Source organism: Pseudarthrobacter raffinosi (assembly GCF_023913835.1).
Taxonomy (GTDB): Bacteria; Actinomycetota; Actinomycetes; order Actinomycetales; family Micrococcaceae; genus Arthrobacter; species Arthrobacter raffinosi.
The window spans coordinates 19,018-31,748 of the sequence record NZ_JAMXBG010000022.1 but is presented as its reverse complement, the minus strand read 5'-3'; the positions used below and the strand labels follow the sequence as shown (position 1 = coordinate 31,748).

Genomic DNA, 12,731 nt, shown 5'->3' with positions numbered 1-12,731 from the left:
ATTCGGTATACGCGACATTCCTGCACTGATATGGGCGGTGTCGCAGTTAACGCGGTGGGCAGGACGACATTGCGGGGCATGCGCCGCCCTGGACCTGCCACTGCCACTGCCATCACATTGCCGGCGCTGTTTTCCTGCTGCGGTCGATCCGGCCGAAGTTCCCGGTTGATGTGGGGCGTTGCCGGGGCAGGAAGCTTGCCAGTACCGCAGCAGTAAGGGCTGCTGCCGCGGCAATCCAGAAGACGTGTTCGAACGCTCGGAAGGATGGGTGCTCTGTTCCGTCAAGGGTCAGTGTGGTGGAGGCCAGAAGCACGGCTACCGCGGCGCTGCCGACTGTCGTTCCGATGATGCGCAGCACGGCATTGAGCCCGTTCGCAGCGGCGGTAACGGTCATGGGGACGGATCCCATGATCAGGGTCGGCATCGCGGCATAGGCGATCGCGTTGCCGGTGCCGATGACAGCGGCCCCCACCATCACCATCCAGAGCTCCTCGGTCAGGAAGAGACGGCCGGTGTATCCGGCGGCAGAGACTAGGGCGCCGATGATCAGGGCCGTCTTGGCGCCGTAGCGGCGGGTGCCCAGAGCGGACACCGGACTGATGATCATCATGGCCAGCCCGGTGGGAACCATGCAGAGGCCGGCGGCCATCACGCTCAGGCCGAACCCGTACCCGGCCGCCTCGGGCATTTGCAGCTGCTGAGTGGTGGAGAGCAGGTTGGAGTACATCGAGTAACCCACGAGCACCGCCACCATGTTGGTCAGGAGCACAGGCCTCCGGGCGGAGGTTCGCAGGTCGAGCATCGGCTGGCTGATTTTCAGTTCGACCGGGACCCATACTGCCAAGCCGACGACGGCGGTTGCGGCAGCTACCAGCGTTGGTGCACTGGTCCAGCCCCAGGTGCCGCCCTTAGTCAAGGCAAGGAGCGCCGCGGTCAGGGCGATCGAGAGCAGGATGGCGCCTCCGTAGTCGAACCTGCCCGGGGTGCGCACGCCGGATTTCGGCATCACCAACGGCGTCAACGCGATCAGGACGATGCCAGCTGCGGCGGCACTCCAGAAGATGGACTGCCAGCCGAGGAACTCATACAGCACACCGGCCAGCGGAAGGCCCAGAGCGCTCCCGAAACCCAGGGTGGCGCTGATCATCGCGACGGCCGGAGCGAGTCTTGTGCCGGGCAGCTCCTCCCGAAGGATGCTGATGCCCACGGGCACAAGCGCTGCTGCGGATCCCTGGAGCGCCCGGCCTGCGATCATGGCCGGAAAACCCAGATCCAGAGCCGCCAATGCCGAGCCGGCGGTCATCATGATCAGGCAGGCGAGCATGATCCGGCGCTTGCCCACCATGTCTGCCAAACGGCTCAGTACCGGGGTGGCCACCGCGCTGGCCAGCAGGGTGGCCGTGAGGACCCACGAGGCGTCCTCGACGGAGATTCCGAGCAGGCGCGGCAGCTCGGGAAGCAGGGGAACAACCGTGGCCTGCTGGAGGGTCACGGTTGTTCCGCACAGGCAGAGCACCGGCACAAGGAGCCTGCTGACTGCCCTGGGCTTGGATGCTCTGCCTTTCCCGCGAGGAGGCATTCCCGTGGCGATCAGGGTGCGGTGGGGCTGTGTTGCTTGTCGGCATGCTGGGCTGCCGGCGCCCCCTCACCCGTTCCCGGTGGCGCGGCAGGGAACGCTGCCGGCCCACCGCCGTCGGACGTGGCCCGCGGATCTTCCTCCTCCGCCACCGGCGCTTGGGGGGAAGCCTTGGCTCCGGCAAAGCGGTGCCGGAACCCGCTGATGGCTTTGATGACGATGCCGGCGAGGATCAGGCTGAAGATGATCGCCGCGGCCGGATCGGTCACGAAGATGTCCAGGCTGCCGCCGGAAATCAGCATGGACTGGCGGAAGGATTTCTCCAGGATCGGGCCCAGGACGAAGGCCAGCACCAGCGGGCCGGCGTCGAAGCCTGTCTTGGACATGATCCAGCCCAGGACGCCGAAGGCCAGCACAACCCACATGTCAAAGGACGTGTTGTTGATCGAGTAGACGCCGATCAGCACGATCAGCAGGGAAAAGGCGACCAGGATGCCTTGGCGCACGCGCAGCATCTGGATGAAGATGCCCACGAGCGGAATGTTGAGGATGAGCAGCATCAGGTTGCCGATGTACATCGACGCGATGACGCCCCAGAAGAGTCCGGAGTGATCGGTCATCAGCCGCGGTCCCGGCGTGATGCCGTGCATCAGCAGGGCGCCGAAGATCATTGCCAGCACCACGTTGGAGGGAATACCAAGGACCAGCAGGGGAATGAACGCGGTGGTCGAGGAGGCGTTGTTCGCCGTTTCCGGCCCGGCCACTCCTTCGATGGCGCCCTTGCCGAACCGGCTGGGATCCTTCGCCCGCCGCTTCTCCAGCGCGTAGGAGGCCAAGGATGAAATGACACCACCACCACCGGGAAGGATGCCGATGAAGAAACCGAGAACCGAGCCGCGGCCGATGGCACCGGCGGAGTCCTTCATGTCCTTCCGCGTGGGCCAGATGTTCTTGATCTTGGTCTTGATGATCTGGGCTTTTTCGGTCTGTTCCAGGGACCGCAGGAGTTCAGCGACGCCGAACAGGCCCATCGCCACGGCCACGAAGTCCAGGCCGCTCAGCAGCGGCGCCTGACCGAACGTGAAACGCGCCGACCCGTTGACGGGATCCTGCCCGACCGTGGACAGCAGCAGGCCGACGGCGGCCATGCACACGCTCTTGATGGCGGATCCGGTGCCCAGGGACGTGACCAGGAACAGGCCCATGACCATGAGGGCAACAAAGCCGGCCGGACCCATCGACAGGGCGATCTTGCCCAGCGCGGGGGCCAGGAACGTCAGGCCGATGACGGCCACGGTGCCGCCGATGAAAGAACCTATGGCGGAGATGCCGAGGGCGGCACCGGCACGGCCCTGTTTGGTCATCTGGTAGCCATCGAAGGTGGTCACCACCGAGGCTGCCTCGCCCGGCAGGCGCAGCAGTACGGAGGTGATGGTGCCCCCGTACATCGACCCGTAGTAGATGCCCGCCAGCATGATGATCGAAGCGGTCGGATCCATCGTGTAGGTGATGGGCAGCAGCAGGGCAATCGTCGCGGTGGGGCCCAGGCCGGGCAGGACACCGATGGCGGTCCCCACCACCACGCCAATCAGTACGAACAGCAGGTTCACCGGGTCTAAGGCGACCGAGAAGCCTTCACCGAGGTTGCTCAGGATATCCATGTCATTTTCCGTTTCTAGACGAAGGCGTCAAGCGCCAGGTCGGCGGGGAAGGGTACGCCGAGGAGCCGGTCGAAGATGACGTAAAGCACTGCCGGGCCGGCCACAGCGAAAACCGCCGTCCAGCGCCACGACTCCCGGCCGAAAACGCGCAGCCATAGAAGGAGCATCAACACGGCCGGGATGAAGAAGCCGATCAGTTCGAAGAGCACCACGAACGCGGCAAGGCTGGCGATGCCGGCCACTACCGACAGGCTCTTCCGGCCCCAAGCCTCCACCGGCTCATGTCCCGGCCATACGATCAGGGCCGTGGCGCTGAGGACGATGGCCAGCGAGATGACGAACGGCCAGAGGCCCGGTGCCGGATTGTGCAGGGTGCCCAGCTTCAACTGCCATGACCCGGACGCTGCCCCGAGGCCCAGTGCGAGCAGGACGAGCGGAGCGATTCTGCGCTGCCAGCGCAGGGAGCCGGAGTGGGGCCTTTCCGGCTCCCTGATCTCGGCGGCCGCTTCCACGGGAGAAGAAACCATGGGTTCACCCTTCTTCGTGCCGGTCGTCGTTGGCCGGCGGTTGAGTCGTTGTCTTGTTACTTCGCCAGGAGGGGTTCGTAACGGGTGCGCATGTCGGCAAAGACCTGCTGGGTCGCTTCCGCATTTGAGAAGCTGTTAGGCACGAACCGGTCCCCGATCTGCTTGATGACCTCGGCGTCTTTGCTGCAGGTTTCGACGCCGCTTTCGAGCTTGTCGGAAACCTGCTGCGGCAGGCCCTTGGGGGCGAAGAGACCGTAGACCGAAGTCGTCTTGACGTCGTAGCCGGCCTCCTGGGTCGTGGGAGCGTCGGGGAAGGCCTCCGAGCGCGCTTCACCGGCAGCAGCGAGCGGGACGAGGGCGCCGTCCTTCACCTGGGCCTCAACGTCGACGTAGTCGTTGACGAATCCGGCGTCGATGTGGCCGCCCAGCAGGTTGGTGATGAGTTCGGCGCTGCCGGAGGTGGGAACCAGGGCGAACTCGATGCCGCTCTCCTTCTGCACGCGCTTGAGTTCAGTGGCCAGCGAGCTGGTTGCCCCGGGGACACCGATGGAGATCTTCCCCGGGTTCGCCTTGGCGGCGTCAAACAACTCCTGCAGGGTCTTGTACGAAGAGTCCTTTGGCACAGCGAACAAGGTGGGGATCGCTGCCATGGTGCCCAGGGCCTGGAAATCGTCCTGGGAGTAGGCCAGGTCGTTGCTCATTGGGTTCAGGACCATAGGCCCGTTGGTGCTGAGGCCTACGGTGTAACCGTCGGGCTTGGCGCCGGCCAGCTTTTGCATGGCCACCGCACCTGCTCCGCTGTCAAGGTTCTCCACCACGAAAGTGCCGCCCATCAGCTTTCCAAGGCAGGCCCCGTAGGCACGCGCCGTCGTGTCGGATGGACCTCCCGCGGCATAGGGCATAACGAACGTAATGGACTTGGTCGGGTAGCCCTCGGTCGATGCTTTAGAAGCACCGGAGCAGGCTGTAACGGTAAGGGCAAGGCCGGCGACAGTGACGGCAGCGGAGAACACGCGAGTCTTATTCAAGGTAACCTCTGATGATTTCGGGCTGAAGTTGAGAGTGCACTCCGCAAGGAGTGCCCTCTCAGTAAACAGGATTGTGACCCCGGGCACAACTGCCGCGGGTGATTTTAATCATTCGTTAAAAGATGCGGACTCAAGCTGGGAGACGCTCAGCGCCGCCCGGGGTTTCATGAAGGCGTCCCACAGCGGCCCGGTTGAGAGCCACCGCAGAGGATCCATCAGGGCCAGGCTGCGCGGGACGAATACCTTGCGCTGGCGCGCGGCCATCGCACCGACGAGCAGGCCGGCGCAGGCGTCCGTGCTGGACACCACGCTGAAGGGCCACGGAAGGGAGCGGCTCTCCCCGGCCCGGCTTCCCGCCCCGGAAATCATGCCGGTGCTCACCCATGCCGGATGCGCGACACCCACGTCAACGCCCTTATGGGCCAGTTCCAGCCGCAGCGCCCCGCCAAAGGCCTCCACGCCCGCCTTGGAGGCGGCATACGCGTTGGCCCGCGGAACATTCTTCAACGCGGCGGCCGAACTCATGAGCAGGTAATAGCCCCGGTTTGCGGTGACCTCCTCCAGGGTAGCCTTGACGGTCCTGATTACCCCGCCAAGATTTACGTCGACGATCCGCAGCAAGTCCTCGGTGCTGGAAGCGGCCACGGTGGAGGCACTGCCGATGCCGGCGCAGGCAAAGACGATGTCCAGCCGGCCGAAGTGCTCCACTGTCCGTCGGGCTGCGCCCTGCAAGGACACGTGGTCCGTCACATCCGCTGCCGTGGCCAGGTGGCCGTCACCCAGCGTGGAGACAAGCTGGTCCAGGGCTGGCTGGTCGCGGTCAACGAGGGATACGTATGCTCCTGCCGCGGCCAGCCGGTGAGCCGTGGCCACCGCGATACCTCCGGCACCGCCGGTGATCAGCACTACCTTGCCCCGCAGCCTGTCCGGCGCCGGCGACCGGCCAACCCCTCTCCCATCCGCCTTCGGGGGATTCATGGATTGGAATCTCATCCCATGTACGACCCTCCGTTGACGTCAACCGTGACACCCGTGACGAAGCCGTTTTCGACGGCGGCCAGGTACTGGACGGCCTGGGCGACATCACTGGCGAGTCCCAGCCGGCCTACCGGGATGCGGCTGAGATAGTTCCGGTTGACTTCATCGGAGACGCCGGCCGCCATGCCGGCGTCGATCCGCCCCGGGGCGATGGCGTTGACGGTGATGCCGAACGGTGCCAGTTCCCGGGCGAAGGAGCGGGTCAAGCCGAGCAGGCCCGTTTTGGTCGCGGCATAGTGGACCCCGCCGAGCCTGCCGCCGTCCCGTCCTGCCAGGGATGACATATTGACGATCCTGCCGAAACCGGTGTTCTTCATGTGCGGCACCAGCGCCTGGATACCCAGGAACGGTCCCGTGAGGTTCACCGACAGAACGCTCGTCCACTCGTCCAGGGGGACTTCATCACCCGGGATTTTCTGCCCGTCCCGTTTCGGGGAGATGCCGGCATTGTTGACCAGTACCGTAGGGGTTTCCGGGGTGGCCTCCACCGCCTCGGCAATCCGCTTCCAGTCGCCGGGCTCGGTGACATCACAGTGCAGCGTCTGCAGGGATCCGCCCTGCGGATGCAGGTCCGCCTGGAGGCCGGCCAGTGCGGAGTTCGAGGCATCCACGGCGATCACCCGGTCCCCGCTGGCCAGGAATGACTCCACGATGCTGCGGCCGATGCCCCCGGCCGCGCCGGTGACGACGGCTGTTCGTTGGTGCTGCGGGTTGTTACTCATGCTTTCTCCGTTCCTCGTTGAACGGGAGGCGTGCCTCCTTTTAGGCACCCCCCCGGTGGGGCCGTTAGCGCACTCCGGCCAGGGCTTCTTCCCTGGCTTCGTCCAGGGATCCGGCCAGATAGGGTTCAGGGTCAAAGGGTGCGTTGACCTGGCGGAAGGTATAGGCCGGTTCCGGCCACAGGGTGGTCAGCCGCCCGTTGCGGTGGTCCACGTACCAGCTGCTGCAGCCGCCGTCGAGCCATACAGTGCCCTGCGCCAGCTGGTCCACACGATCCATGAAGGCATCCTCCGCTTCCCTGCTCACCTCCAGTGCCGGCACCGCGGCTTGGTCGCGGAAGGTCACCGCGGCCATGATGTAGTCGATTTGGGCCTCGGCGATGTAGACGGCGGAGTTGTGGCCCAGCCCCGTGTTGGGCCCGTTGATGATCCACAGGTTCGGGAAACCGTGCACGGCCGTGGTGGCGTAGGCCTGCATGCCGTTCGCCCAGCGTTCACTGAGCGGCTGGCCGTCGCGGCCAAAGATACGGTAGGCGATGGGCAGATCCGTCGCTTCAAAACCCGTGCAGGCGATGATGACGTCCAGTTCGTGGCTGCCCCCGTCTCCGCCGACTACACGGTTGCCCTCCACACGCGTGACGCCGCCGGTTTCCAGGCGGACGTGGTCCTGCGTGAACGTGGGATAGTAATCGCTGGACTTCAGCACCCGCTTGCAGCCGAACGTATAGTCCGGGGTCAGCTTCCGGCGGAGTTCCGGATCCTCAATCTGCCGGTGCAGATGGTCCAGGGCAACCTGGGCTGCGGCGGAGACCAGCGTCGGGGTGCCCCGGCGCTGGGCGTAGCGCTCCTCGTTGGACCAGAACATCTCCTCCCGCAGTTCCTGCATCACCTCGGGCATCTTGCGGAAAAGACCCTTTTCCTCCTCGGTGTAGGAACGGTCCGGACGCGGAGTCACGTACGGGGCGGAACGCTGGAACACGACGACCTCCCCGGCGATCTTTGCCACCTCGGGCAAAACCTGGATGGCCGTGGCTCCCGAGCCGACGATGCCCACCCGCTTGCCCGCCAGGTCAATCCCGTCATTCCACTGCGCCGAGTGGAACACTTCGCCGGAGAAGTCAGCCAGTCCCTCTATGTCTGGCATCTTCGGTTCGGATAAGTGCCCGACGGCGGTCACCAGGGTTTTGGCTGCAAACTCACCCTTGGGGGTGCTGACTTTCCACAGCGCTTCCGCCTCATCCCACCGGGCATCGGTCAGTTCGGCGCCGAAGACGATCCGTTCAAGGAGGTTCTCTTCCCGGGCGACGCTGCGCAGGTAGTTCAGGATTTCCTCCTGGGGGGCGAACATCCGGGACCACTCAGGGTTGGGTCGGAAGGAAAACGAGTACAGGAGCGACGGCACGTCGCAGGCCGCGCCGGGGTAGTGGTTGTCACGCCAGGTGCCTCCCACGTCCTCCGCCCGTTCAAGAATGATGAATGACCGTTCGCCCTCGCGGGCCAGCTTCGCACCCATGCCGAGGCCTCCGAAGCCGGTGCCCACGATGATGACATCGACCGGCGAACCGGGCGCGGGGTATCCCATAGGGGTACTTTCCACTGTTCCTCCAATGTGTGTGTTGTTGTGTGCTGGTCCCGACGGGCTAGACAAAGAGTGCTTCCCGGATCCCGCCCGCAGGAGCAGCGGCGGGGTCCGTCACGAATTCGTTGATGAGCTGGAACAGCTGGGCCGGTCGCTCCTGCGGGACGGCGTGACCACTTTCGATGACCGCGTAGCGGGCATTGGGAAGGCCTCCGAAGAGGAGCTGGGTCTGCCGGGCCGGCACCATCTGGTCGTGGGCGCCGGCGATGACCAGGGACGGAGCGGTAATCGCTGCAAGCCTGCCACTCAGATCGGCGACGGCGTTGAGCCGCATCTGTCCGGCGATCCCGTCCGGGAAGGTCCGGGCATCAACCAGGGCCCGGATATCGGCCTCGCCCCGGCCGGCCAGGAACGGGTGTCCATAGGCTGTCCAGGTGACGAATTCGCGCAGGAGATCCTGGTCCGACTCGAAAAGCTGCTTCCAGATCCGGTTGCGAAGCCGCTGCTGGGTGTCGGCCCTGACCCAGCCGGCCACCAGGGTCAGGCTTGACACGCTCTCGGGGCGGGAAGCGGCGAGGTCGGCCGCGACCAGGGCTCCCAGGGAGTAGCCGACGACATGTACCGGCTGTGCAGGAGCGCGCTGGTCAATGACAGCGGCGACCTGCGCCGACAATCCACCGAGGGTCAGTTCCCCGTCGGGGCTCTGCAGGTCAAGGGCCAGGACACGGTACCTGGCGGCGAGCATGGGAAAGAGGGTACGGAAATGAGTCTTGGCGCTTCCACCCGTTCCGTGGACCAGGACCACAGTGTCCCGCGAGTCCTCCGGCGCAAGCGTGTCGTGGAAAGGAACCGAGAGGCCCCCGACGTGGACGGCACCCTCGTTTGCATCTGGATGAATCTTCAATTCCAATCCCTTCGAATTTGACTGGCCGGTGCTGATAGCGATGAGGGGATCCGACCGGGTGCAGGAAACGCGCATCGCGCGATATTGAAAGTGCACTCCGTGCGGATTACACTCTCATAAAAGCATAAGAGTGATACGAAGCACAATCCCTGGAAGGGAAACAATGAAGATTACCGGCGCGGTCCTTGAGACCATCGGCTCCCCCCGTCCGTACGCCCAGTCCCGCCCGCTTTCCGTTGCGGAGCTTGACCTTGCCGGGCCAGGGCCCGAGGAAGTCCTGATCCGGATGGAGGCTGCGGGCATCTGCCACTCGGACCTCTCCGTCGTCAACGGCGACCGCCCCCGTCCCCTGCCCATGCTGCTCGGCCACGAGGCCGCCGGTACGGTCGTCAGTGTCGGCGCGGGTGTCGATGACCTCGAACCGGGCCAGCGCGTGGTCACGGTTTTCCTGCCGCGCTGCGAGGAGTGCCCCAACTGCCGCACCGGGGGCAAGCTGCCTTGCAGCGTCGGAACAGAATCCAACGGGGCCGGAACACTGCCCGGCGGATCCATCCGGCTCACGCGCGCCGGCCAGCCGGTCCGTCACCACGTCGGAGTCTCCGGCTTTGCAACCCATGCCGTGCTCAACCGTCGCTCGGTGGTTCCGGTCGGAAGCGACGTGCCGCCGGCGGTCGCTGCACTTCTTGGGTGCGCCGTGCTGACCGGCGGCGGGGCCGTCATCAACGCGGGAAACCCCCAGGAGGGGCAGAACATCATGATCGTCGGCCTTGGAGGCGTCGGCATGGCAGCGCTGCTGACCGCCGTCGCAGTCTCCTCAGCGTGGGCTGAACCCGCCCGGATCATCGGCATCGACGCGAACCCGGAGAAACTGATCACAGCGCGGGAACTGGGGGCAACAGAAACGTACTCGCCTGCCGAGGCCGCGGAACTGGGCATCCGGGCCCACCTCGTCATCGAGGCGGCCGGCCACCCCCGGGCCTTCGAAACCGCGGTACAAGCCACGGCGCCCGGCGGCACCACGGTGACGGTCGGACTGCCGGCTCCGGGAGCGCTGTCATCCATTGAACCGCTGGGGATTACGGCCGAGGCCCGCACCATCGTCGGTTCCTACCTGGGCTCCGCAGTGCCCGCCCGGGATATTCCGGTCTACGCGCAGATGTGGCGCGAAGGAAGGCTGCCCGTCGAAAAGCTGGCCTCGTCGGTGATCACCCTGGACAAGATCAATGAGGCGATGGATGAACTCGCCGATGGAAACGCCATCCGCCAGATCGTGATGTTCAATTGAGTGTTATCGGCACCAGAACTGCAACCCGGCGGCTGCGAACGGCCGTCCGGTACCTAACCGCTGATAGGGGCGTTAATAAAGGATGAAGACGATGACTTCGGAGGCCACCGCCTCTGGTGCTCCCGTCGGGCTGCGTGAGAAGGCCCGGATCGAGCGCTACCAGAACATCCGCGCCGCAGCAGAACAGCTCTTCAACGAGCGGGGCTACGAGCACACCACCACCAAGGAAGTGGCCGAGCTTGCCGGGGTCGGAGAGGCCACCCTCTTCCGCTACGTCAGTAACAAGCACGAGCTGCTGCTGCTGGTTATCGGCGAGCGCATGGATATGACGCTCCAGGCCATCGAGGACGCGGACAAGGAACTTGCCGCCAATACTTCCACCGCGCGGGACTATGTGGAGCGGCTCTACGCCATCTTCCGTGCACGCGCCCGGTTCTACGCAACCGACCCGGAGAACGTCACGAGCTACCTGCACCACGGCTTCAAGGCCGGAAGCCAGCTTGGGGCCCAAAGCATTTCTCAGGGCGACCGGGTTATCGTTCTGATCGCCGCCATCCTCGACAACGCGAGGGACGCAGGGTACCTGAGCGCCGACGTCGACTCCCTGGTCGTTGCGCAGAATTGCAACGGAACCTACATCCACGAAGTTCTGCGCACCCCGGCGCGCGGATTCCGCCCAGAGGATCTCTGGGAAAAACTCCGCGAGCGCCTTCGCGTTCAGATCGAGCCGCTTTTCCGGTTTTGAAAGATCCAGTGCTAATCAGCTGCATGCTAAATCAGGAGCCACGTGCACCTGAGCGCACACGCCCAACTGTTCGCAAAGACGAAGCCTCCAAGCCCGTTCCCGTGCGCAGCTGCTCCCACATGGAGCAATAGGCGCAGCAGATGGAACTTGGGGCAAGCCCTACCTCTGAACAGAGTTAGGCCGAAGTTACGCAGGTTGAGACCCGATCGTCGCCGACGAGGCAGGCTACTGGGACATCGGGGCGGGTCTTGTTGACGTGAGAGTCCGATTTCTCTTGTCTTCCACCCTCGGCTTGGGGATGGCTCTTCGACCACTGTCCAGTTGGGTACACCCAAAACTGGACGGCCACGTTTGCCGCTGTCTGCATCACCATCACGCCCCTGCTGCTGGTCTTCCTCGTGCTGAACAAAGCCATGATCCAAGGCCTGGAGAGCGGGGGGAGCAAGGGATGACAGCAGGAACAGCCGGATATACTCCTCAAGGAGGGCTCATGAATTCGCAGGAGAATAGTTCGGTCACACCGCTGGGTGCGGCTGCACCCCTCGAACGTCCCGGGCGCCCTCAACCCGTCACGCTCCGGCAGGTAGCCGAGGCCGCGGGCGTTTCGACTGCCACCGTCTCCCTGGTAGTGAACAAGAAAAAGACTGCCCGGATATCCGACGAAACCCGCCAGCGCGTGCGGGACGCCATCCGGGACCTGGGCTATCGGCCGAATGCCATGGCGCAAACCCTGGTCAGCGGGAGTTCGCGGTTCATCGGGCTCGTAGCCGATGCCATTGCCACCACCCCTTTTGCCGGCCAGATCATCCACGGCGCCCAGGATGAAGCCTGGAAGCACGGCTACGCACTTCTCATCGCCAACACCGAAGGCAACCGCGAGCTGGAGACGGACGCGATTGCCATGATGCTCGAATACAAGGTGCGCGGAATCCTCTACTCCACCTGGTTCCACCGGCCCACGGACATCCCGGCCTCCCTTAAAGAGTCGGACTTCGTCCTCGTCAACTGCTTTTCCACGGAACCAGGCTCCCGGGCCGTGGTCCCGGATGAAATACAGGGCGGCCGTTCAGCCACGGAGATCCTGCTGAAACACGGTCACCGCCGGATCGCCTTCATCAACGCCACCATCCCGGCCCCAGCTAAGGACGGACGACTCCAGGGCTACAGGGAAGCGCTGGAAGCGGAAGGCATCCCGTTCGACGCGGGCCTGGTTTTGGAAGCCTACCCAGACCAGGAAGGCGGGTACGGAGCGACCGAGGAACTCCTCAAGCGCGAAGCCACTGCCGTGTACTGCTACAACGACCGAATGGCAATGGGGCTATACGACGGGCTACGCGAGCACGGGCTCTCCATCCCCGAGGACATAGCAGTGGTGGGATTCGATAACCAGGAAGTCATCGCCGCCCACGTCCGGCCCCCACTTTCCACCGTGGCTCTCCCCCACTACGAACTGGGCGCAGCCGGAGTGCGGATGCTGCTGGGCCTTGAAGAAGCACCGGCCGCTGACCCCACAAAAATCCACTGTCCCACCGTGGAACGAAACTCGGTGCGGGCTCTGGCCCCCGCCTAGCCGCACCCAGGAATTGGCCAGTGCCGCCGTCCGCCAGCGAGCGATGACGGCGACGAGCCGTGCGTTCGCCCGTACAGCCAGGTCGAGCCTGTCGGATTC

At 64.8% G+C, this 12,731-nt stretch carries 11 protein-coding genes and 1 pseudogene; 4 read left to right on the top strand and 8 right to left on the bottom strand.

What is annotated here, in order from left to right; all coding sequences use genetic code 11:
* Positions 1-112 precede the first annotated feature (112 nt).
* From NG697_RS17935 to NG697_RS17900, 8 genes are all read right to left on the bottom strand, one after another.
* Positions 113-1,579, bottom strand: coding sequence for an MFS transporter (locus NG697_RS17935; protein WP_256473068.1), 1,467 nt, complete (start codon positions 1,577-1,579; stop codon positions 113-115).
* Between the two features lie 11 nt (positions 1,580-1,590).
* Positions 1,591-3,237, bottom strand: a complete 1,647-nt coding sequence (locus tag NG697_RS17930; RefSeq protein ID WP_252614843.1) for a tripartite tricarboxylate transporter permease — start codon at positions 3,235-3,237, stop codon at positions 1,591-1,593.
* A gap of 14 nt (positions 3,238-3,251) precedes the next feature.
* The gene (locus tag NG697_RS17925) at positions 3,252-3,764 is read right to left on the bottom strand and encodes a tripartite tricarboxylate transporter TctB family protein (RefSeq protein WP_252608229.1); all 513 of its coding nucleotides are present in this window, start codon (positions 3,762-3,764) and stop codon (positions 3,252-3,254) included.
* Positions 3,765-3,820: 56 nt separating this feature from the next.
* Positions 3,821-4,792 (bottom strand): tripartite tricarboxylate transporter substrate binding protein, encoded by a 972-nt coding sequence (locus NG697_RS17920; protein WP_252614842.1) that lies wholly within the window; start codon positions 4,790-4,792, stop codon positions 3,821-3,823.
* Between the two features lie 108 nt (positions 4,793-4,900).
* Entirely contained in the window at positions 4,901-5,770 is an 870-nt protein-coding gene (locus tag NG697_RS17915) for an SDR family NAD(P)-dependent oxidoreductase (RefSeq protein ID WP_252614841.1), read from the bottom strand.
* An 11-nt stretch (positions 5,771-5,781) separates the two neighbouring features.
* Entirely contained in the window at positions 5,782-6,552 is a 771-nt protein-coding gene (locus tag NG697_RS17910) for an SDR family NAD(P)-dependent oxidoreductase (RefSeq protein ID WP_252608223.1), read from the bottom strand.
* A gap of 64 nt (positions 6,553-6,616) precedes the next feature.
* Positions 6,617-8,131: a flavin-containing monooxygenase gene (locus NG697_RS17905; protein ID WP_252608221.1), complete on the bottom strand. Its 1,515-nt coding sequence runs from the start codon at positions 8,129-8,131 to the stop codon at positions 6,617-6,619.
* 58 nt (positions 8,132-8,189) lie between these two features.
* Positions 8,190-9,032 (bottom strand): alpha/beta fold hydrolase, encoded by an 843-nt coding sequence (locus NG697_RS17900; protein ID WP_252614837.1) that lies wholly within the window; start codon positions 9,030-9,032, stop codon positions 8,190-8,192.
* 163 nt (positions 9,033-9,195) lie between these two features.
* Between NG697_RS17900 and NG697_RS17895 the strand changes: the two genes are divergently transcribed.
* From NG697_RS17895 to NG697_RS17880, 4 genes and pseudogenes are all read left to right on the top strand, one after another.
* Complete coding sequence (locus NG697_RS17895) at positions 9,196-10,317, top strand: alcohol dehydrogenase catalytic domain-containing protein (RefSeq protein ID WP_252614836.1); 1,122 nt, start codon at positions 9,196-9,198, stop codon at positions 10,315-10,317.
* Between the two features lie 91 nt (positions 10,318-10,408).
* Entirely contained in the window at positions 10,409-11,062 is a 654-nt protein-coding gene (locus NG697_RS17890; protein ID WP_252608215.1) for a TetR/AcrR family transcriptional regulator, read from the top strand.
* 335 nt (positions 11,063-11,397) lie between these two features.
* Positions 11,398-11,514 (top strand): annotated as a pseudogene (locus NG697_RS17885) (carbohydrate ABC transporter permease); the annotation flags it as partial.
* A gap of 38 nt (positions 11,515-11,552) precedes the next feature.
* Positions 11,553-12,632 (top strand): LacI family DNA-binding transcriptional regulator, encoded by a 1,080-nt coding sequence (locus tag NG697_RS17880; protein ID WP_083510369.1) that lies wholly within the window; start codon positions 11,553-11,555, stop codon positions 12,630-12,632.
* The last annotated feature ends 99 nt before the right edge of the window (positions 12,633-12,731 follow it).

Excerpts from the sequence above, each read along its gene's own strand:
- NG697_RS17880 (WP_083510369.1), top strand. The coding sequence starts at position 11,553 with ATGAATTCGCAGGAGAATAGTTCGGTCACACCGCTGGGTGCGGCTGCA.
- NG697_RS17930 (WP_252614843.1), bottom strand. The coding sequence starts at position 3,237 with ATGGATATCCTGAGCAACCTCGGTGAAGGCTTCTCGGTCGCCTTAGAC.
- NG697_RS17895 (WP_252614836.1), top strand. The coding sequence starts at position 9,196 with ATGAAGATTACCGGCGCGGTCCTTGAGACCATCGGCTCCCCCCGTCCG.
- NG697_RS17925 (WP_252608229.1), bottom strand. The coding sequence starts at position 3,764 with ATGGTTTCTTCTCCCGTGGAAGCGGCCGCCGAGATCAGGGAGCCGGAA.
- NG697_RS17910 (WP_252608223.1), bottom strand. The coding sequence starts at position 6,552 with ATGAGTAACAACCCGCAGCACCAACGAACAGCCGTCGTCACCGGCGCG.
- NG697_RS17935 (WP_256473068.1), bottom strand. The coding sequence starts at position 1,579 with ATGCCTCCTCGCGGGAAAGGCAGAGCATCCAAGCCCAGGGCAGTCAGC.
- NG697_RS17890 (WP_252608215.1), top strand. The coding sequence starts at position 10,409 with ATGACTTCGGAGGCCACCGCCTCTGGTGCTCCCGTCGGGCTGCGTGAG.
- NG697_RS17905 (WP_252608221.1), bottom strand. The coding sequence starts at position 8,131 with ATGGGATACCCCGCGCCCGGTTCGCCGGTCGATGTCATCATCGTGGGC.
- NG697_RS17915 (WP_252614841.1), bottom strand. The coding sequence starts at position 5,770 with ATGAATCCCCCGAAGGCGGATGGGAGAGGGGTTGGCCGGTCGCCGGCG.